The 20,356-nt window shown below is 68.7% G+C and carries 19 protein-coding genes and 2 tRNA genes; 8 read left to right on the top strand and 13 right to left on the bottom strand.

Annotated elements, in window-relative coordinates:
- Positions 1–43 precede the first annotated feature (43 nt).
- Both pgm and AC1Q49_RS02950 read right to left on the bottom strand, forming a co-directional pair.
- Complete coding sequence (gene pgm / locus AC1Q49_RS02955; protein ID WP_060959078.1) at positions 44–1,687, bottom strand: phosphoglucomutase (alpha-D-glucose-1,6-bisphosphate-dependent); 1,644 nt, start codon at positions 1,685–1,687, stop codon at positions 44–46.
- 32 nt (positions 1,688–1,719) lie between these two features.
- Positions 1,720–2,349 (bottom strand): hypothetical protein, encoded by a 630-nt coding sequence (locus AC1Q49_RS02950; protein WP_223849034.1) that lies wholly within the window; start codon positions 2,347–2,349, stop codon positions 1,720–1,722.
- 23 nt (positions 2,350–2,372) lie between these two features.
- Between AC1Q49_RS02950 and pheA the strand changes: the two genes are divergently transcribed.
- Complete coding sequence (gene pheA / locus AC1Q49_RS02945) at positions 2,373–3,356, top strand: prephenate dehydratase (RefSeq protein WP_060958986.1); 984 nt, start codon at positions 2,373–2,375, stop codon at positions 3,354–3,356.
- 207 nt (positions 3,357–3,563) lie between these two features.
- On the opposite strand, the gene AC1Q49_RS02940 is transcribed toward pheA, so the two are convergent.
- Positions 3,564–4,643, bottom strand: a complete 1,080-nt coding sequence (locus AC1Q49_RS02940; RefSeq protein WP_191009550.1) for an LLM class flavin-dependent oxidoreductase — start codon at positions 4,641–4,643, stop codon at positions 3,564–3,566.
- Between the two features lie 11 nt (positions 4,644–4,654).
- Positions 4,655–6,001, bottom strand: coding sequence for a cryptochrome/photolyase family protein (locus AC1Q49_RS02935; protein ID WP_492490890.1), 1,347 nt, complete (start codon positions 5,999–6,001; stop codon positions 4,655–4,657).
- A 123-nt stretch (positions 6,002–6,124) separates the two neighbouring features.
- On the opposite strand from AC1Q49_RS02935, the gene AC1Q49_RS02930 reads away from it, so the two are divergent.
- Both AC1Q49_RS02930 and AC1Q49_RS02925 read left to right on the top strand, forming a co-directional pair.
- The gene (locus AC1Q49_RS02930) at positions 6,125–6,676 is read left to right on the top strand and encodes a hypothetical protein (RefSeq protein WP_060958988.1); all 552 of its coding nucleotides are present in this window, start codon (positions 6,125–6,127) and stop codon (positions 6,674–6,676) included.
- Between the two features lie 5 nt (positions 6,677–6,681).
- On the top strand, positions 6,682–7,278 hold the full coding sequence (locus AC1Q49_RS02925; protein WP_492490889.1) for a TetR/AcrR family transcriptional regulator: 597 nt from the start codon (positions 6,682–6,684) through the stop codon (positions 7,276–7,278).
- Here AC1Q49_RS02925 and AC1Q49_RS02920 read toward each other — a convergent pair.
- Entirely contained in the window at positions 7,275–8,297 is a 1,023-nt protein-coding gene (locus tag AC1Q49_RS02920) for a diacylglycerol/lipid kinase family protein (protein WP_492490888.1), read from the bottom strand. The two genes, AC1Q49_RS02925 and AC1Q49_RS02920, sit on opposite strands and share 4 nt — an antisense overlap.
- A gap of 153 nt (positions 8,298–8,450) precedes the next feature.
- Here AC1Q49_RS02920 and serS point away from each other — a divergent pair, with 153 nt between their 5' ends.
- The 5 genes from serS (at position 8,451) to AC1Q49_RS02895 (ending at position 12,376) form a co-directional block, all read left to right on the top strand.
- Positions 8,451–9,731 (top strand): serine--tRNA ligase, encoded by a 1,281-nt coding sequence (gene serS / locus AC1Q49_RS02915; RefSeq protein WP_061782011.1) that lies wholly within the window; start codon positions 8,451–8,453, stop codon positions 9,729–9,731.
- Entirely contained in the window at positions 9,728–10,651 is a 924-nt protein-coding gene (locus AC1Q49_RS02910; protein WP_492490887.1) for an HAD family hydrolase, read from the top strand. Before serS ends, AC1Q49_RS02910 begins: the two co-directional genes overlap by 4 nt.
- 114 nt (positions 10,652–10,765) lie before the next feature.
- Positions 10,766–10,850, top strand: a tRNA-Ser gene (locus AC1Q49_RS02905).
- A gap of 35 nt (positions 10,851–10,885) precedes the next feature.
- The gene (locus AC1Q49_RS02900) at positions 10,886–12,184 is read left to right on the top strand and encodes an LCP family protein (protein WP_492490886.1); all 1,299 of its coding nucleotides are present in this window, start codon (positions 10,886–10,888) and stop codon (positions 12,182–12,184) included.
- 103 nt (positions 12,185–12,287) lie between these two features.
- Positions 12,288–12,376, top strand: a tRNA-Ser gene (locus AC1Q49_RS02895).
- Between the two features lie 238 nt (positions 12,377–12,614).
- On the opposite strand, the gene AC1Q49_RS02890 is transcribed toward AC1Q49_RS02895, so the two are convergent.
- The 8 genes from AC1Q49_RS02890 to AC1Q49_RS02855 all read right to left on the bottom strand — a co-directional run bounded on the left by AC1Q49_RS02890 (position 12,615) and on the right by AC1Q49_RS02855 (position 20,311).
- Positions 12,615–12,833, bottom strand: a complete 219-nt coding sequence (locus AC1Q49_RS02890; RefSeq protein WP_492490885.1) for a hypothetical protein — start codon at positions 12,831–12,833, stop codon at positions 12,615–12,617.
- Between the two features lie 611 nt (positions 12,834–13,444).
- Positions 13,445–14,542 carry a glycoside hydrolase family 172 protein gene (locus AC1Q49_RS02885; RefSeq protein WP_492490884.1) on the bottom strand — a complete coding sequence of 366 codons (1,098 nt, stop codon included), beginning with the start codon at positions 14,540–14,542 and terminating at the stop codon, positions 13,445–13,447.
- Positions 14,543–14,569: 27 nt separating this feature from the next.
- Positions 14,570–15,433, bottom strand: a complete 864-nt coding sequence (locus tag AC1Q49_RS02880; protein WP_492490883.1) for a carbohydrate ABC transporter permease — start codon at positions 15,431–15,433, stop codon at positions 14,570–14,572.
- Entirely contained in the window at positions 15,433–16,359 is a 927-nt protein-coding gene (locus tag AC1Q49_RS02875; RefSeq protein ID WP_492490882.1) for a carbohydrate ABC transporter permease, read from the bottom strand. Before AC1Q49_RS02875 ends, AC1Q49_RS02880 begins: the two co-directional genes overlap by 1 nt.
- 54 nt (positions 16,360–16,413) lie before the next feature.
- Positions 16,414–17,739 carry an ABC transporter substrate-binding protein gene (locus AC1Q49_RS02870; protein ID WP_492490881.1) on the bottom strand — a complete coding sequence of 442 codons (1,326 nt, stop codon included), beginning with the start codon at positions 17,737–17,739 and terminating at the stop codon, positions 16,414–16,416.
- Positions 17,740–17,833: 94 nt separating this feature from the next.
- Entirely contained in the window at positions 17,834–18,862 is a 1,029-nt protein-coding gene (locus AC1Q49_RS02865) for a LacI family DNA-binding transcriptional regulator (RefSeq protein ID WP_492490880.1), read from the bottom strand.
- Between the two features lie 187 nt (positions 18,863–19,049).
- On the bottom strand, positions 19,050–19,349 hold the full coding sequence (locus AC1Q49_RS02860) for a putative quinol monooxygenase (protein ID WP_492490879.1): 300 nt from the start codon (positions 19,347–19,349) through the stop codon (positions 19,050–19,052).
- A 32-nt stretch (positions 19,350–19,381) separates the two neighbouring features.
- Positions 19,382–20,311 carry a carbohydrate kinase family protein gene (locus tag AC1Q49_RS02855; protein ID WP_492490878.1) on the bottom strand — a complete coding sequence of 310 codons (930 nt, stop codon included), beginning with the start codon at positions 20,309–20,311 and terminating at the stop codon, positions 19,382–19,384.
- Positions 20,312–20,356 lie beyond the last annotated feature (45 nt).

Here is a 20,356-nt window from a genome sequence, read left to right as displayed (position 1 = left end):
GGGCCGCTGCCGTGTGTGACGCGACGTCAGGCGTCGCGCGACGTCACGAGTCGGCCAGGGCCGCGGAGACGACGGCGCGGGCCTCGGCCTGCACCTCGCGCAGATGCTCCTCACCGCGCAACGACTCGGCGTAGAGCTTGTAGACGTCCTCGGTGCCGGACGGGCGCGCGGCGAACCAGGCGTGCTCGGTCTGCACCTTCAGGCCGCCGATCGCGGCGCCGTTTCCCGGCGCGTGGGACAGCTTCGCGGTGATCGGCTCGCCGGCGAGCTCCGTCGCGGTGACGGCCTCCGGAGCGAGCTTCGACAGCGCCGCCTTCTGTGCGGGGGATGCCGGGGCGTCCACGCGCTGGTAGGCGGACGCGCCGAACTCAGCCTCCAGCTCCGCGTAGCGCTGCGACGGGCTCTTGCCGGTGACCGCGATGATCTCGGCGGCGAGCAGGCACAGCAGGATGCCGTCCTTGTCGGTCGTCCAGACGGTGCCGTCGACACGGAGGAAGGACGCCCCCGCCGACTCCTCGCCACCGAACGCCACCGAGCCGTCCAGCAGGCCCGGAACGAACCACTTGAAGCCCACGGGCACCTCGAGCAGGCGCCGGCCGAGCGACGCGGCGACCCGGTCGATGATCATCGACGACACGAGCGTCTTGCCGACGGCGGCGTCGGCCGGCCACTGCGGACGGTGCGCGTACAGATAGTCGATCGCCACGGCGAGGTAGTGGTTCGGGTTCATCAGGCCGGCGTCGGGCGTCACGATGCCGTGCCTGTCGGCATCCGCGTCGTTGCCGGTGAGCACGTCGTACTCGTCGCGGCGGGCGACGAGCGCGGCCATCGCCGAGGGCGACGACGGATCCATGCGGATCTTCTCGTCCCAGTCGAGCGTCATGAAGCGCCACGTCGGGTCGACCTCGGGGTTGACGACCGTGAGGTCGAGGCCGTAGCGCTCGCCGATCAGCGCCCAGTACTCGACGGACGCGCCGCCGAGCGGGTCGGCGCCGATGCGGACGCCGGCGCGGCGGATGGCCTCCACGTCGATGATGTTCGCGAGGTCGGCGACGTAGCCCTCGCGGAAGTCGTAGCTTCCGAGCGTGTCCGCATCGATGTCCTTGAACGGGGTGCGCGCGACCCCGTCCAGGCCCGCGGCGATCAGGGCGTTGGCCCGGTCGGCGATCCACCCGGTGGCATCCGTGTCGGCCGGCCCGCCGTGCGGCGGGTTGTACTTGAAGCCGCCGTCGCGCGGCGGATTGTGCGACGGGGTGACGACGATGCCGTCGGCGCGGCCCGGGTCGTCCAGGGCGCGGCCGCGGTTGTAGGTGAGGATGGCGTGGCTGAGGGCCGGCGTCGGCACCCACGCGTCGCGGGAGTCGATGCGCACGTCGACGCCGTTCGCGACGAGCACCTCCACCGCGGTGCGCTCGGCCGGCAGCGACAGCCCGTGGGTGTCGCGACCGAGGAACAGGGGGCCGGTGATGCCCTGGGCCGCCCGGTAGTCGACGATCGCCTGGGTGGTCGCGAGGATGTGGTCCTCGTTGAAGCTGGTGCTCAGCGACGACCCGCGGTGGCCGCTCGTACCGAACGCGACGCGCTGTTCGGGAACGGACGGATCGGGTCTGCGGTCGTAATAGGCGGCGATGAGCTCATCGATGTCGATGAGGTCGGAGGCTTCGGCTGGCTGTCCTGCGCGGCTCATGTCCACAGTCTGTCACTGCGGCGGGCCGGCGGTCACTTCCGATGCAGGACCGAGGCTGCCGTGCTGTCGGACAGCTTGTTGATCAGCGTCAGCGTGTCGGGCTTGCAGCCGTACTTCGCGTCGGTGATCGGGGCGTTCGAGATCTGCTGGCTGATGGCACCGGCATCCGTGCCCTTGCCGTCGATCGTCGCGACGATCTCCATGCCCGAGGTGTCCTGCGTCTGGCTGCCGATGCCGTTGCCGGTCACGGTGTAGGTGCCGGTGATGGAGCCCTTGAACTGGATGAGGGTGACCGTCCCGGAGATGTCGACCGCGACCCGCTCCGCGGGGGTCCACGTGTACGACCCGTCCTTGCGCAGCTCGAGATCCGCGGTGCCGGTCGCCGTGAAGGTGGCACCCGAGCTCGCCATCAGCGAGTTCACGTCGTTGTAGAACGCCGTCACCTGATCCTGGCCCATGTGCCACTCGCCGACGAGACAGGCGAGATCCGCGGTCGGAGACGGGGAGGGCGTCGGCGTCGGTGTGGGTGTGGGCGTGGTGCTCGCGGAGCCGCTGGGGCTGGGCTCGGTCGCCGGCTTGTCGTCGACCGGTGCGCAGGCGCTCAGGCTCAGGGCGAGGGCTGCTGCGGTGACGACGGCGAGAGAGGAGAATCGGCGGATCACCCCTTCAGCGTAGGCTGTCACCCGTGACTTCCGCGCCTTCGTCGACCGCGGCACCCGCGGCACCGCTGCCCTCGCGCCGCACCTACAGCTATCTCGGTCCGGCCGGAACCTTCACGGAGGCGGCCCTCGCGCAGGTGCCCGAGGCGCGCGATCAGATCTGGCGTCCGGTGCGCAACGTCGCGGAAGCGCTCGCCGATGTCGTCGACGGCCGCTCGGATGCCGCGATGATCGCGATCGAGAACTCGGTCGACGGCGGGGTCTCCACGGCGCAGGACGCGTTGGCGACGATGCCCGGGCTGAGAATCGTCGGTGAGTATCTCGTGCGAGTCAACTTCGTGCTCGTCGGCCGCCCCGGCATGCGCCTCGAGGACGTGCGACTCGTGGCCGCGCACCCGGTCGCCTACGGCCAGTGCCTGCGGTGGTTGTCGGCGACGCTGCCCGACCACGCCCACCTGCCCGCGTCGAGCAATGTGGCCTCGGCGGTCGACATGATCGAGGGCGTGAGCGACGCGGACGCGGCCATCGCACCTCCCGGCATCCTCGAACACCACGACCTCGAGTTGCTGGCCGAGGAGATCGGCGACAACGCCAACGCCGTGACGCGCTTCGTGCTCGTGAGCCGCACGGTGTCGGCGCCGCCGCCCACCGGCGCGGACAAGACCTCGCTGATCGTCGAGCTGCCCGAGGAGTATCCGGGAGCGCTGCTCGAACTGCTGGAGCAGTTCGCGACGCGCGGCATCAACCTCTCGCTGCTCGCGTCGCGGCCCATCGGCGACGCTCTCGGCCGCTACCGCTTCGTCATCGACGCCGACGGCCACATCCAGGACGAGCGCATGGCCGACGCCCTCCTGGGCCTGCGCCGCTTCAGCCCGAAGGTCATCTACCTGGGGTCGTACCCGCGCGCGGACCGCGCCATCGTGCACTACCCCGACCGCTACTCCGACGAGGTGTTCGTCGAGGCCCGCGACTGGCTGCGCGGCCTCATCTCCGGAGCCCCCGAGGCCTGACGCCTGCGGCGGGGCGTTTCGACTCGTCGCTGCGCTCCTCGCTCAGAGACCGGGGGTGCGCCTGTTGACGGTCGTTGAGCGAGCGCAGCGAGTCGGGATGCGCCTGTTGCCGGTCGTTGAGCGAGCGCAGCGACCGGGGGTGCGCCTGTTGCCGGTCGTTGAGCGAGCGCAGCGAGTCGAAACGCACTGCGCGACGCGTCTGCGGACTCAGGCCGCGAGCAGCTCGAGAGTCTGGATGCGGCCGGTCGCGCTGTCCATCGCCTCACCGTCGTAGGCTCCCGAGACGGGGGAGATCATGACCTCGTCGACGCCGTGGCGCTCGGCGAACGCGGCCAGGGCCGCGCGGGACTCTTCGCCCGTGCCGACGAACCAGCGGCGGCGCAGAGCGTCGATGAGCGGGGCCGCGAGCCGGTCCTCCGCTTCCGCCGCGGCGGCCTGCTCGACGGTCTCGAGCGCCGTCAGCGGGCGGCCGCCGCGCAGCCGCGCCATCATGCGCGCCTGCGGCAGCATCCGCTCCTCGGCCTCCGCCGCGGTGGGCGCGACGACCGCGTTGGCGGTGAGGAAGGTGCGCGGGACGTCGAGGTGGGCCGACGGCTGGAACTGCGCGCGGTAGAGATCCAGCGCGCGCTCCAAGCCCTCGCCCGAGAAGTGGTTCGCGAACACGTACGGCAGCCCGAAGGCCGCGGCGAGCTGGGCGGAGTAGTCGCTCGAGCCGAGCAGCCAGACCTCCGGAGCGCCCGTGGCGGCGGGGGTCGCGTGGATGCCGTATCGATCGTCCCCGTCGCCGCGACCGGTCAGGCGCACCGTGGCGCCGTCGGGCGACATCAGCGCCGAGATGTCGCGCACGTGCTCGGGGAAGCGGTCGACGTCGCTGGACGTGCCGCTCATCCGCAGCAGCTGGGTGATGACCGGATCGCTTCCGGGCGCGCGTCCCAGTCCGAGGTCGATCCGCCCCGGCGCGATCGCCTCCAGCGCGGCGAACTGCTCCGCCACCACGAGCGGGGCGTGGTTGGGCAGCATCACTCCGCCGGAGCCGACCCGGATGCGCGACGTGCGGGCCGCGGCCGCGGCGATGAGCACCGGCGGCGTCGTCGAGGCCACCGCGGGCATGTTGTGGTGCTCGGCGAACCAGTAGCGGCGGTAGCCGAGCTCGTCGGCCCGCTGGGCCAGGGCGAGGGAGGAGGCGACCGCCTGGGTGCTGGTCTGATCGGTGCGGACGGGGACGAGATCGAGGACGGAGAGCGCAGGAGACATCGTCGGAGACAACCCCGCGGGCGGTCCTCGCATTCCGCGAGCGCTCAGCCGGCGCGCTTGACCTCCTCGTACGCCGCCAGCGCGGCGTCGCGGGTCTCCTTGAGATCGACGATCGGCTCGCGCTCCGCGGCATCCGGCGCCCATTCGCGGACGTACCGCCCGTCGGCGTCGAACTTCTTCGCCTGCAGCTCGGGATTGAAGATGCGGAAGTAGGGGGCGGCGTCGGCGCCCGACCCGGCCACCCACTGCCAGTTGAACGGGTTGCTGGCGGCATCCGCGTCCACGAGCGTGTCCCAGAACCACTCCTCGCCGCGGCGCCAGTCGATCAGCAGGTTCTTGATGAGGAAGGATGCCGTCACCATCCGCACCCGGTTGTGCATGAAGCCCGAGACCCAGAGCTCCCGCATCCCGGCATCCACGAGGGGCACGCCCGTCTCGCCCCGTTGCCACGCCCGCAGCATCGAGGGCTTCAGCCGCGGCCAGGGGAACGCGTCGTAGGCGGGCTTGAGGTTCTTCGTCGCCAGGTCGGGGGCGTGGAAGAGGGTGTGCCACGCGAACTCCCGCCAGCCCACCTCGGAGAGGAAGCCGCCGACGCGCGCACCCGACGACACCGCCGCGTGCCAGACCTGGTGGGGGCTCAGCTCGCCCCACCGCAGCCGGGGCGACAGCATCGAGGTCGCCCCGCCTGCGGGCTCGTCGCGGGCCCGGTCGTAGTCGGCGACGTCCTCGGCGAGGAACGCGTGCAGGCGCCGCCGCGCCGCCGGCTCGCCGGGCGTCCAGCGCTCGCGGAGGCCGCCCGCCCAGTCGGGCGCCGTCGGCAGCAGTCCCCAGCCGTCGAGGTCGTCGGATGCCGGCGGCGCCGGCGGCCCCGCGATCTCGCGGGGCTCGGACAGCGGCTCGCGCGGCGCGGGCAGCTGCTGGCAGGCCCGCCAGAACGGCGTGAAGACGCCGTAGGGCGTGCCGGCGCCGGTGCGGACGGTCCACGGCTCGAACAGCAGGGATGCCGCGAACGAGCTCACCTCGTGGCCGTCGGCGCGCAGCGACTCCTTGAGGCCCGCGTCGACCGCGCGCTCCGGCGCGCTGTAGCGCCGGTTCCAGAAGACGGCGCCGGCGCCGACCTCCGCGGCGAGGCGGGGGATGACCTCGGCGGCGGCGCCGCGGCGCAGGATGAGCGCGGTCCCCTTCTCGCGGAGCCCGTCGGCCAGGGCGGCGAGCGAGTGGTGCAGCCACCAGCGGGCGGCGCCGCCGAGGGGACGGAAGCCGGGGGACTCCTCGTCGAGCACGAAGACGGCCACCACCGGTCCGCCGCGGTCCACCGCCGCCCGCAGCGCGGGGTTGTCCGCGAGGCGGAGATCGTCGCGGAACCAGACGAGACTCGGGGATGCCGACATGCTCTCCATGGTGCCGGGTGCGTCGGGCCGCGGCGAGCCCTTGCGTGCGCGGTGGGGATGGCGGTACGCGGCGGGAATCTTTGTGAGTACAGTTGTACTCACAAAGAGGGAGAGGTGGGTCGCATGATCGTGACGCTGATCGTGGCGTGCGAGGTCGGGTTCTGGGTGGCCGTGCTCGCCGGCCTCCTCGCGCGCTACCCGCTGCGGCGGCCGCGGCTGGGGGCGGCGCTGCTGATCGCGGCTCCGGCGATCGACGTGGTGCTGTTGACCCTCGTGGCCGTCGACCTGCTCCGCGGCGGGACCGCCTCGTGGCAGCACGGGCTGGCCGCGATCTACATCGGCTTCTCGGTCGCCTTCGGCCATCAGGTCATCGCGTGGGCCGACGTGCGCTTCGCGCACCGCTTCGCCTCCGGGCCCCCGCCCGTCAAACTCTCGGGTACCGCGTACACGATCGCGTGCTGGAAGGACGTGCTGCGCACCATCGTCATGGTCGTGATCGCGGGCGGTGTCACGTGGGGGCTGATCGCGCTCGCCCGCGACGGCAACGGGACGGACGAGCTGCTGATCAACGTCCGGATCCTCGGGATCATCCTCGCCGCCGACGTGATCTGGGCCGTGAGCTACACGATCTGGCCGCGGCGCGCCCCCTCGTCGCCGCCCGTCGGGGCACACTAGCTCTCGTGCCCCGGCTCATCGACCACGACGCCCGCACGCGAGAGATCGCCGCGGCCTCGCTGCGCGTGCTCGAGCGCGACGGCCTCGCGGGACTGTCGGTGCGTGGCGTGGCCGACGAGGCGGGCATCGCGGTCGCGTCGCTGCGGCGCACCTTTCCCACGCAGCACGCGCTGCGCGAGCACTGTCTGCTGCTCATCGATCAGCGGGTGTCCGCGCGTATCGCCGGGCTCGGCGGGCACTTCTCAGGACGGCGGCTCGCCGAAGAGATCCTGGAGCAGCTGCTGCCCCTCGATCACGACCGGAGGGTGGAACTGCTCGCCCAGATCCAGCTCGGGGTGCTCGCTCTCACCGATGCGCGGCTGCACGACTCTGTCCTGCGCCTCAACCGCGGGGTCGCCGCGGCGTGCCGCGCGTGCATCGAGCTTCTGCGGGAGGCCGGCGACCTCGGCGCCGGGCGTGACCCGGGTCTGGAGGCCGAGCGGCTGCACGCCCTGCTGGACGGCGCCGCCCTGCACGCGGTGTGGGGCGGGGACGATGACGCGGAGGCGGCGCGCCGCCTGGTCGTCGCGCATCTCGACGACATCGCCCGGCGTCCGCGCTAGAGCGCGGGGGAGGTGTGCCCGGAGGGCACGGCGAGCCGGAGCGAGGCGGCGTGGATGCGGACGTCCACCGCGGTCGCCTCGCCGAACTCGTCGCCGTCGAGCTGCACGGGCGTGGCGGCGCCCGCCGCGATCTGGATGCCGGTGCCCCGCGCGTACCGGATCGAGTTGTCCTTGGTCCGCAGTCGCAGGATCCGCCGACCCGTGCGGAAGCGTCGCAGCACGCTGTTGTCCCACGCGACGCGGCGCCAGACCGCGAGCCAGCCGAAGGCGGTCTTGGGCTGGAAGATCGCGATGTCGAGCTGGCCGTCGGCCACCGACGCCTCGGGGATGAGCTCGAGCCCGGCCGGCAGCGACCCGCAGTTCGCGAACAGCACGCTCTGCACCTGGGCGCGATGCATCCGGTGACCGGCGACCTGGTACATGATCGAGAACGGCTTCGCCTTCACGAGCGAGCGCGCGGCACCGTCGACGTACGCGACCCAGCCGACCTTCTTCTTCAGGTCGCCGCTGGTGTTGGCGATCATGGCGGCATCCAGGCCCATTCCGCCCATCACGACGAACGCACGCTCTTCGCGCTCGCCGTCGGGGCGGACGAGTTCCGCGAACCCGACGTCGATCTCCTGCACGTCGCCCTCGAACGTCGCCGCGATCATCGCGTCGGGATCGGTGAGCGGCAGCTGGAGGTTTCGGGCGAGCAGGTTTCCGGTGCCGCTCGGCACGATCGTGAGGGGCACCTCGGACCCGGCCATCGCCTCGCTGACGGCGCGGACCGTGCCGTCGCCTCCGGCCACGAGGACGGCGGCGGCTCCGGCGTCGATCGCTTCGCGGGCCAGCCCGTCGCCGAGCTCGTCGACGGTCGTCTCGAAGAAGAGGGGCTCGCCCCAGCCGGCGTCCGAGGAGTGGCTCGTGACGGCGGCGCGCAGAGCGTCGGCGTCGACCTTGATGGGGTTGTAGACGAGCGCCGCGCGACGGCGCGGCACCTCGTCACCGGAGGGCGCAGTGACGTCAGCAGGTGCCATGTGGCTAAACATACCCGGCGGTGAACATGAGCGGCGGGGCGGGCACGTCCGGGGAGAGCGGGCCCGTCGGGCTCGTCCACTCGAGGACTCCGCCCGGACGCTGGGCGACCCGCCACGCCGAGCGGATGCGACCCCGCGAACTAGACTTGTCTGGTGATCGATCTCGCTCTCCTCCGTGACAACCCGGACCTCGTCAAGCGCTCGCAGCAGGCCCGCGGCGAGTCGCCCGACACGGTCGACGATGCGATCGAGGCCGACCGTGCCCGACGCGCCGCGATCACCGCCTTCGAGGAGCTGCGCGCCGCACAGAACGCCCACGGCAAGACCGTCGCCGCCGCGCCCAAGGAGGACAAGCCCGCGCTCGTCGCCCAGGCGAAGGAGCTCAGCGACCGCGTCAAGGCCGCGCAGCAGGCCGTCACGGTCGCCGAGGAGGCGGCGGATGCGGCCCTCGCGCGCATCGAGAACATCGTCATCGACGGCGTTCCGGCCGGGGGCGAAGAGAACTTCGTCACGGTGCGGACGCACGGCGAGCCGGCATCCTTCGACTTCGAGCCGCTGGACCACCTCGCCCTGGGTGAGAAGCTCGGCGCCATCGACATGGAGCGCGGCACCAAGGTGTCGGGCAGTCGCTTCTACTTCCTGACCGGCATCGGAGCGCGCCTCGAATACGCGCTCATGTCCCTCGCGCTCCAGCGCGCCGTGGATGCCGGGTTCATCCCCATGATCCCGCCGACGCTCGTGCGTCCCGAGGTCATGCGCGGCACCGGATTCCTGGGGCAGCACGCCGACGAGGTCTACAAGCTGGAGGCCGACGATCTCTACCTCGTCGGCACGAGCGAGGTCCCACTCGCCGGCTACCACATGGGGGAGATCCTCGACCTGACCGCGGGCCCCAAGCGCTACGCCGGCTGGTCGACCTGCTACCGCCGCGAAGCGGGCTCGTACGGCAAGGACACCCGGGGCATCATCCGCGTGCACCAGTTCAACAAGCTCGAGATGTTCGTCTACACGACGCCCGAGGACGCCGAGGCGGAGCACCTGCGGCTCGTCGCGCTGCAGGAGCAGATGCTGCAGGACCTCGGCCTGAGCTACCGCGTGATCGACGTCGCCGCGGGTGACCTCGGCTCCAGCGCGGCCCGCAAGTACGACGTCGAGGCGTGGGTCCCCACGCAGGGCTCGTACCGCGAGCTCACCTCGACGAGCAACTGCACGACCTACCAGGCGCGCCGGCTCGACGTGCGGCACCGGCCCGCCGTCGAGGGCGGCGGCGCGGGCAAGACCGCGCCCGTCGCGACCCTCAACGGCACCCTCGCCACCACCCGCTGGATCGTGGCGCTGCTCGAGACGCATCAGCGAGCCGACGGCTCCGTCGTGATCCCCGAGGTGCTGCGGCCCTACCTCGGCGGCCTCGAGGTGGCGGAGCCGATCGCGTGACGAGCGCCGGAGAAGAGCTGCCGCACACCGGAGCGGTGTCGGTTGTCGCGCAGAAAGACGCGGCTCACCTCATCGAGACCATTGCGGACGACACCGAGAATCCGACGATCGTCACCGAGCGCCTGCTCATCGCCCTCGACGTCGACGGCACCGTGCTGCTGGAGGACGAGACGCTCAGCCCGGGAGTCGTCGAGGCGATCGCGCACGCGCACCGCGCCGGGCACGAGGTGATGCTCGCCACCGGGCGCAGCTGGGAGGGCACGCGCGGCATCCAGCACGTGCTCGAGCTCGCTCCCGACTACGCGGTCTGCTCCAACGGGGCGGTCATCATGAAGAGGGTCGGCGGCGACTTCGCCGAAGAGGGCCGGTACGAGCGCTTCCACATCGAGACGTTCGATCCGTCGGAGGTGGTCGGGCTGCTGCGCGCGCACCTGCCGCACGCGAAGTACATGGTCGAGCTGGCCGACGGCGAGCGGCTCTACACGGAACGCCTCGACGACTGGAACCTGGCGAACGCGCGCCGCGTCGACTTCGCCGAGCTGGTCGCCCAGCCGGTGTGCCGTGTCGTCGTGGTCTCGCCCGACGAGACCGACGAGGACTTCCTCGAGCTCGTCGGCCGCATCGGCCTGAGCAAGGTGTCGTACGCCGTGGGCTGGTCGGCCTGGCTCGACATCGCACCGCAGGGCGTCGACAAGTCGACCGCGCTGGAGCGCGTGCGCACCTGGTTGGGCGTCGAGCCCGACCGGGTGCTGGTCATGGGGGACGGGCGCAACGACCTCGGGATGTTCCGGTGGGCGCTCGAACACGGCGGACGCGCGATCGCGATGGGGCAGGGGCCCGAAGAGGTGCGCCGCGAGGCGGGGGAGATCACGGCATCCGTCCACGCCGGCGGTGTCGCGGACGTCCTGCGGCAGCTCTGAGCTGCCGACGACACGACCCGCGCTTTCAGCGGCTGCCCAGGCGCAGGCGCGAAGATGGGCACGGTCCGTCGACTAGACTCGACGCCTGTCTGGGGATGCCGCGGCGTCCGTCAGGGAGGGTTGTCCGAGCGGCCGATGGACCCGGTCTTGAAAACCGGTGGGCAGAGATGTCCCGTGGGTTCGAATCCCACACCCTCCGCAGGAGCGGTCGTGTCCGCTGTCGAAAGGTCCCCCGTGAGCCCACGCCCCGAGCGCCCTCGTCGGCAGCCCGTCGCCCGACACGGCATCCTGAAGTCGCCCCACCCGCTCTCGCAGGTGCTCGCGATCCTCGCCGCCGTCGTCGCGGTCGCCGTGATCAGCACGACGGCCGTCGGGGCGTTCTACGTGTGGGACGCCACCCGCGCCGTGGAGGCCGCCGGTGTCTCCATCGGCGGCGATGACGAGCAGCTGCCGCCCACGCTCGGTGAGATCGAGGGCGGCGTCAACATGCTCGTCGTCGGCACCGACTCGTGTGAAGGGCCGAACGCCGCGCTGTCCGGCGCCTGCCAGAACGGCGACACCGACGGCGAGCGCAACGACGTCACCATGCTGGTGCACATTTCCGACGAGCCCCGTCGCGTGACCGTCGTCTCCTTCCCCCGCGACATGATCGTCCCGATCCCGTCCTGCACGGGCCCAGACGGCACGCAGTACTCCGCGATGAGCGGTCAGATGCTGAATGCGTCCTACATGTACGGCGGTCTGTCCTGCACCGTTGCCACCATCGAAAAGCTGACCGGCGTCGACATCCGGTTCGCGGCCGCGACGCGGTGGACCGGTGTGATCAACATGTCGGACGCCATCGGCGGTGTCGACGTGTGCGTTGCGGACGACATCAGCGACAACCACACCGGACTCAACCTCACGAAGGGTGAGCACACGCTGAAGGGCGCCGAGGCGCTGCAGTTCCTGCGCATCCGTCACGGCATCGGCGACGGATCGGACCTCGGCCGCATCTCGAACCAGCAGCAGTTCCTGAGTTCACTCGTGCGTAAGCTGCAGTCGGAGGGGGTGCTCGGCAACCCCGCGACGCTGTTCAACCTCGCCAACACGGCGCTGCAGCAGGTGACGTCCGACCCGCCGCAGGTCGTGCTGAGCAAGAGCCTCGCGAACCCCCAGAACATGGTGCAGATCGCGATGGCCGTGCGCAGCGTGCCCTACCAGGACATCGTCTTCGTGCAGTATCCGACGGTGTACGCGTCGGACGGCTCTCGTGTCGACCCGGTGACGTCGGCGGCGAAGGTGCTCTTCGATGCCCTCGCCAACAACCAGCCGATCCAGCTGACGGGCTCCACGAGCGACGGCTACGGAACCGAGGTCGTCGGCGAGGTCACGCCCACGCCCAGCGACCCGGCCACACCGGAGCCCACGGCGACAGCGGATGCCGGCGCCACCGCGGCGGCGCCCACGCCGACGCAGGAGGCCGTGCAGCTGCCGAGCTCCATCACGGGTCAGACGGCGGCGCAGGTCACCTGTACGGTCGCGCAGCGCTGACGCGCGGGCACGGGCCGGATGCCGCGGCCTCCGGTTCGGCGGGAGGGCTCGGACCGGTTATGATTGCCGGGTGCGTTCGCGCGGCTCCGGCCGCGCAGCGCCTGGAGACGTCGCATAGTCAGGCCTAGTGCACCACCCTGCTAAGGTGGAGTCCCCTTACGGGGACCGAGGGTTCAAATCCCTCCGTCTCCGCCCTAAAAATGCCTGATCAGAAGCTGTTTCGTTCCGGTGCTGCCACAGAATCTGCCATTTCTGCCACGTTCCGGTCGTGGTTGGTGTTGAGCATTCTGGCGATCATGTGCGGTCTTGCGTAGCTTTCTGCTCGCCGAGCGGTCGTTCGACTCGCCGTTTCTCCCGCGTGAGCGCGAGTCGGAGAGTGCAAATCCCTCCGTCTCCTCCGAGCGGTTGCCATCGCGACGGGTCTGATGGGTCAGCGTCCGGCGGCATCCATTCGCTTGATCAGGGACGGGCGCCGGGCGTTGCGGCGGCGTACGTCAGCGAGGTAGTCGTCGGCGATCTCGGGGCGTCCGGCGGCGCGGGCCGCGGCGCGTAGTTTCGTCATCCTTCGCACGGCGCCGGGGTAGGCGCGGGTGTTCGCCTCGATGAGGCGGTCGTCGATGAGCTGCGCCATGACGGGGAGCACGGCCACGGGGTCGATCTTGCTGTATCGGCCGACGAGAGGAACAGCATCGCGATGCCGATGCCTGCGAACACGACGACCTCGAACAGACCGTCGTATGGATAGCTCTCGATGGTCTCCCACACCGGAAACTCACGTTCCGCGCGCCCGGGACTGATGATCAGCACGAGCAGCGGCTGCAGCAGCCACGCCGCGAACGCGCCGATGCCACCCCACCCCGCGGTGACATAGAGACTCTTGGTCGTGGGTGTTGCGACGGACTGCCGCACCCACTACGCCGCTAATCTGATGTCCGTGACACCGAAGACCATGTGGCCGGTGGTGAAGGCGATGCTCCACTCTCAACACGCGCGGCCTCCGCGATCGAGATCTCGCCCTGCAGCACGGGCAGCACGATGCGGATCTTCTTTTCCGCCGGGATCGTCGGTGGACGACTCATAATTCTCAGACCTTCCAATAGGGGCGCTGCCTCAGCAACTAACTACCCCTGCCACATAGTCTGACGCGCGACATACCGACCCCGTGGGCTTCTAGAGTTCGGCGCCGACCTTAGGAAGGCGCTTTCGTGGCCTCGTGTGGGTCACCGGCCGCCTGCACCGTCAGCCAGTGACCCACCATCGTCATCGGGGCGTGCGGTGCTGTGCCGGCGGGAGGGGTGGGAAGGCGGCGTTGATCGTGGTCTGGTACCAGTAGGCGGTGGTGGAGATGTCGTCGGATCGTTCGAAGAGACCGTGCTCCCAGGTTCCGATCTGCTGGACGGTCACGCGCAGTCGATCCTGGAAGTAGATCGGGTCGGGCAGGTGCCATCGGTAGAGGCCGTGCATGGGCATCATGGCGGTGGAGAATTCGGATGCCTTGGTGGTGTCGGTGGCGCTCGCGAACGGGTACCCGAAGTAGGGGGCGCTGAAGGTGAGGATGTTAGGTTCGGGGTCTGCGCGGAGCGCGTCCTGGAAGGCCCACGCACCGCCGGCGTAGTCTTCGAGGCCGGTGCTGCACAGGGTGGGGAGGTCGGTGTCGTCGTCGATGTAGAACTTCACTTCACCTTCTCCCCACCAGTATCGGTGAAGCGAGGCGAGAGCGACGTAGGTGCCGACGTATGTGCCAGAGCCTTCAACCCCATCCAGGATGAGGTGGTCTTCGCCGGGCGCGGTGGTGCCGTTGCTGCGACGCCACTGGGCGTGGAAGTAGCCGGGCCACTGGTCGAAGTCGTCGCCGGTGGTGTAGTCGATCTGGAAGAAGACGTGGCCGAGATCGCCGCCGTGTTCGCTGGTGAGTTCGATGCGGGCGCCGGTGCGGAACGGCATGGGAAAGTAGGAGTTCATGCCGCCGGTGGGTGCGACCACGATCGGTTCCGAGGTGACGAGGGTGCGTTCGCCGAAGCCGTTGCAGAAGAAGTCGCCAAGAGGGACTTCGACGGATGGGTGCGGCGAGTTGTCCCAGTAGGCGCGGAGGACGAGGTCGCGGAGAACGAAGGGGCCGGCGGGTGTCTTGTCGGTGACGGTGATCCAGATGTGACGGATGACACCGGGCCCGTCAATTTCGGCGAGGGTGAGGGTGTCGCCGGCGGGAAGTTCGTACCAGGCGCTCCCCTTGCGGCCGGGGCCGAGGTGTGAGCTGGCGATGCCGGCAGATCCGGCTGCTCCGGTGGGGTTTTCAGCGTTGATGGCGCGGCTGCGCAGGTTTCCGGTGTTGCGGAGGGTGTTCCAATGAGTGGGCATTGCGCTTCTTTCGGTCTTCAGGAGGGACTACTTGACGGCGCCGGCGGTCACGCCGCGGCTGATGGTGCGTTGGAAGATGAGGAAGAACACCAGCGTCGGGATCAACGAGAGCAGCGAGCCGGCGTTGATGACGGTGATGTCGATGGAGTGCTGCCCGCGCAGTGTGGACAGGGCGATGGGCACGGTCTGGGAGGCGGGGTCGCCGAGCAGGATGAGCGGGATGTAGAACTCGTTCCATGACCAGATGAAGATGAACACGACGAGCACGGAGATGGTGGGGCGGACGATGGGGAAGACGACCTGCCAGAGGATCCGCCACCGTCCGGCTCCGTCGATCGCGGCGGCTTCCAGCACTTCTCGCGGGAAGGTGGACATCACGCTGGAGAGGATGTATGTGCCGTACGCGGCCCAGAGGATGGTGAAGACGATGATGATGGACCAGATCGAGTTCAGCAGTCCGGTTGCCTGAGCGCCGTAGAACAGCGGGTAGATCAGCGCTTCGTGCGGCACCATGGTGGCGATCAGCAGAAGCGCGGTGATTGCGGTATTGGCCCGGATCCTGCCGATTCCAATGGCGTACGAGGCGAGCAGTGCGAGGGCGGTCCCGGCGAACGCGATGATGGTGGAGCTGAGGACGGAGTTCCACAACGCGCGGGGGAAGTCGACGCGGTTGAGGTAGCTCACGAACGCGTCGAGTGTGAAGGTTGTCGGCCAGGCGAGGGGCCCGTTGGTGGAGTAGTCCGCCCCGGTCTTGAACGCGTTGAGCACGAGAAGCAGGAACGGTGCGGCCATCACCACGGCGATGAGAACGGCCAGCCCGAGCATCAGCCAGTTCAGCGGTGTCCGACGGGTCTTGTTGAGGGGCAGGGAGTGGGAGAGCGTGGCAGTCATCAGCGGTGCTCCTTACGGGTTTCACGGTGCTGCCAAGACAGCATCACGGCGGCGACGACGAAGATGACCACGGACATCACGGTCGCGATGGTCGAGCCGTAACCGACTCGGGACAGCTCGAAGAAGTTGCGGTACGCGTAGTACGACGGCACCACGGTCGAGTTCTCGGGTCCGCCGCCGGTGAGGATCAGGATCGGGGCGAACACCTTCAGCGCAGCGATTGTTGCGGTGAGGACGACGACGAAGATTTCGGGTCGGATCTGGGGAATGGTGATCGCCTGGAATCGGCGCCACCATCCCGCGCCATCGAGCTCCGCCGCCTCGTACAGCTCCGGATCGACCCTTTGCAGTGCGGACATGAAGATCACGACCGGGTAGCCGATCTGGAGCCACACCAGCATGAGCATGACCGAGTAGATGGCGATGTTCGGATCACCCAGCCAGTCAGGTGGGGACTGGATCCCGATGCTCTTGAGCATCAGGGTGAGCGAGCCCTGCTGGGTGTTCAGGATGGTGGACCAGATGAACCCCGCCACCGCGATCGGCAGGATCTGCGGCAGGTAGTACGTCGCCCGGAGGGTGGCGATCGCTTTGTCGCCGTAGCGGCGGCCGAGATAGTCGAACAGGAGCGCGGCGAGAAGGATGCCGATGATGGTGGGGATGACGGTGATCGCGACGATCATCGCGATGCTGTTCTGGAAGGACCGCCAGAAGGTCTCGTCGGTGAACAGGGTGGTGTAGTTCTCCAGACCTGCCCACCGCATCGGCGCTTGCCCGCCTTTCCAGTGGAACAGGCTGGTGTAGACGTTCATCGCGAACGGTGCGGCGACCACGACAGCGAATCCTGCGGCGAGGGGGATCAGGTACAGCCAGTAGGCGTCGCGGCGTTCGAGGCTGCGGGGGCGATTTCTCAGGGGAGTTGCCATGATGTTTTTTCTCCGGTGGAGTGGGGGCCCGCCGAGCGGAGGGCCCCCACAGGTTCAGCCGGCTAGGGCGACTTCGCGGCCTTCGTCGTAGAACTCTTGAAGGTCGGCGGTCCACTCTTCGGCGGTCATGTTGCCGTTGGACATGGCCTGCATGCCGGACTGGATGAAGTCCAGGAATCCAGGGACGGGATAGTCGGGGTAGAAGCTCAGCGTGTCCGCCTCGAGGAGCTCGTTGAACCGTTCGGTGTACTCGCGGGTGAGATCGTCTTCGATGGTCGACGCGTCGCCGGCGAGCGGCAGGCCGCCGAGCTGGCCGATCTTGTTCTGCACCTCTTCGCTCAACGTGATGTCGATCCAGTCGTACGCGAGTTCCTTGTTGGTCGCGTTGGCGGGCACGCCCCACAGGTGGCCGCTGGAGCCCATCTGCATGTTGGCGCCGGGCAGGGTGAAGTAGCCCCATTCGAAGGGTGCCTGCTCGCGGATGCGAGCGAACTCGCCCTGGTTCCAGATGAGCATGGCCGTTTCGCCGCTGAGGAAGTTGACGGTGGCCTGCTCGAAGTTCAGGCCGCCCAGCTCGGTGCCGACGTAGCCCTTGTCGATCCACTCCTGGAACCTCTCGGCGCCATCGCCCCAGGGGCTGGCGGAGAAGTCCACCGGCTCGCGCAGGAACATGAAGTCGTCGATCGATTCGCGGTCGGCGCCGGCGGATACCAGGGAGTACCACACCCACATCTGGTTGAAGCCCTGGCTGGTCGCCGCGGATGAGGAGATCGGGGTGATACCGGCGGCGAGGAGCTTGTCCATCGCCGCTTCGAACTCGGCCAGGTCGGTGGGTTCCTCGGTGATGCCCGCCTGCGCGAACAGCTCCTTGTTGTAGTAGAACATGACGTACTCGCCGATGTTCGGGATGCCGTACCAGTCGCCGGAGCCTGCCAGGCCCTGCTCGTCGTACTTCGCGAAGGCCTGCATGCCGCCGGTGATCTTCTCGTCCCACCCGTACTCGTCGACGGCGTCGGTGAGCGGGGAGAGCAGGCCCTGCGCGGCGAGCTGACCGCCGTCGGAGTTGCCCTTGTTGAACTCGATCACGTCTGGCACGTCGTTGCCGGTGAGGGTGATCTTGGCGTTCTGTCGCATCGCGTCGAAGCTCGTCGTCTGGAAGTCGACTTCGACGTCCGGGTGCTTCTCCTTGAAGATCTCCAGCGCCAGCTGCCAACCCTGGCCCTGCGCGGTTTCGGGGTTCTCGTACTGCAGGATCGTGAAAGTGTTGTCTCCTTCTGCGTCGCCGCCGGAGCCGGCGCAGCCGGCCAGGGAGATCGCTACGGTGGCCACGGCAGCGGTGCCGATGGCCGTGCGCATAAGGCTGCGCTTGGTCGCTCTCATTTCTTCTCCTCGGTGGATAGGTGGCGCAGGGGCGCGCCAGGTGCCGGTCTCTCGTGCTGTGAGACCGGACGGCTAGGTGTGGTCTTGTGGTGGGTCAGCCACCGGGTGGTGGCGCGACCGATGCGCGAACCACCAACGGGCAGCGGGTTCTCTGTATCTGCGGCGGGCCGGTCACCTCGCCGTGGATGCGGTCGATGATTCGTTTCGCGGCCCACGCGCCCATGTCGTGGTGCGGCAGACGCACCGTTGTAAGCCCCGGCCGAAGAGCGTCTGCGATGAAGCGTTGATCATCGAATCCGACGACGGACAGATCTTCGGGGACGCGCAGCCCGAGGTCGCTCGCGGCCTGGTAGATGGCGAACGCGATCTGATCGGAGAAGCAGAACACCGCGGTGGGCCGGTCCGGGGTGTCCAGCAAAGCGCGCATCGGCCCGTAGGCGTCAGCGGTGGCGGTGTCGTCCAGGAACATGTGCAACCGAGGGTCGGGCTCAACGCCATGGTCGCGGAGCGCGGCCGTGTAGCCGGAGTGGCGCAGTGCGGATGCCACGTACACATCGCCGCCGATGTTGCAGAACGCGATCCGACGGTGCCCAGCCTGTGCGAGGTGACGTGTCGCTTCGTACGCTCCGCCCTGCTCGTCAGGAACCACCCCGTCCGCGATGGCGTCGCCGTGGGGGAATCCGTCCAGAACCAGGACGGGGATGGTCGGGGGAACAACGGGGAGCTGAACAGCGCGGTGATACTCCGCTGCGATGATGAGCGCGTCGATATCACGTTGCAGGAGGGACCGAGAGGACTGCTCCAGAAGCTCCGTGCGGTTCGTGGTGTCGATGATCATCGCGAGGTAGCCGGACTCCCACGCCACACTCTGCAGGCCCTCGAGCATGCGACCCGCGAACGGGACGCTGGCGACCCGGTCGGTGAGCACCCCGATGGTGTGAGTGCGCTTCGTCTTGAGTCCCCTCGCGAGCTGATTGGGGATGTACCCCATGTCGTCGGCCGCGTGACGAATGCGCTCCGCGGTCTTCGCGTGGACACGACCTTGATGCCGGTCATTGAGGACCAGGGAAACCGCAGAGGGGGAAACCCCCACGGCGGCTGCGAGATCCTTCAGGGTGATCACACTGGCTCCTTCACCATCAATCGTTTGACTCGACGCTGATACGCCTGTCGTCAAACGTTTGATGCGAAGGTAAGAACGTCAAACGCGTTGACGCAAAGCCCGTTACCGAACCGTTACCATTGACTGCGGCGGGGACGCACCAGCACCCGCGGGGAGGGGTCGCGGGGCGCACCCGTTTCGGGTCAGGTCAAGGCAGACGACACAGGAATGTCAGTTCACTGGTGGGTTCGACGATCAGCGGTGTGAGCTCGGTGTTGAATGCTCGGCCGGCCGGGTGGCTGAGGTGGGCTTGGAATGCCGCCTCGTCGCGGTACTCCTCATAGACGAAGAAGTGGTCAGGGGCGCCTCGAAGACGGCTGGCGTCGAATATCACGTTGCCGGGTTCCTGGCGAACGACCTTGGAGTACTCAGCGAGGAGTCGCGCCACGTGATCCTCCTCGCCCGTACGAGCGGTGAAGGTCGCGTGCAAGATGACGGGTTCGTTCATTTCAGTTCCTCCTCGGCGATCACTTCTGGGCTCTAGGCAAGCGCAGCGTGAACCTCAGTCCAGGTCGGCAGATCAGCTCCCGATCGTTGCACGGTTAGTGACGCCGCGACGGCTGCGAAATGAACGGCCTGTGCGAGTTCAGACTCGGTGGGGTCGTTCAGGAGGGTTGGCCGGACGATCAGGCCGTGGATGAACGCCGCCATGAATGTGTCACCAGCGCCCACCGTATCAACGACACTCACCCTCGGCGCCGGCACGTGAACTCGATACTCCGTGGTTGCCGCGATCGATCCGTCGCCGCCGAGGGTGAGAGCAGCAATCGTGGCTCCGCACTCGAGCAGGTGATCGAGCACTTTGTCCGTCGAGGCGCCGGGCCACAGCCAGCTGGCGTCCTCGTCGCTGAGCTTGACAACGTCTGCGCGGGCGGCAAGGTGCTCGACCCGGGCCAGTGCGGACGCGTGCGATCCCACCAGCGCGGGACGGATGTTGGGATCGAACGTGACCAGCGCCTGCCCGTGGATCGTTTCCAGGAAAGTCGTGATGGCGTCGGCTCCGGGGGCGAGGAAAGCGCCGATCGAACCGAGATGAACGAATCGTGCAGCGCGCAGCTGAATCGGCTCCCGCAGCACCCATTCAATGTCGAACTCGTACGAAGCACCGCCTGCCGGGTCGATGCGCGCGGCAGCAGTCGAGGTGCGCGAGAGCGACCAGGATGCGGGATCGATGGTGACGCCGCATGACTCGAGCTGGGTGGCGATCCTGCGGCCGCGGTCGTCGCTCCCTAGCGCCGTCAGCAGGCGTGGCGAATTTCCCAGGCGCCCAAGCCCAAGTGCAACGTTCGCCGGTGAACCTCCGACGACTTCGATGGAGTGCTCGCCCTTGTGGACGATGTCGATGAGGCTTTCACCAATAACGAGCACGTGGTCGGAGCGGTGTGCAGGTGGGTGATGATGTGTGCTCATGTCGGAGGCCCCATGTGTGGTGTGGTTGTGCATTCGCTGCCAGGT

This window comes from Microbacterium sp. MPR-TSA4, assembly GCF_058792815.1.
Note: the sequence above shows the minus strand (reverse complement) of the source record. Positions and strands in the feature narration are given on the sequence as shown.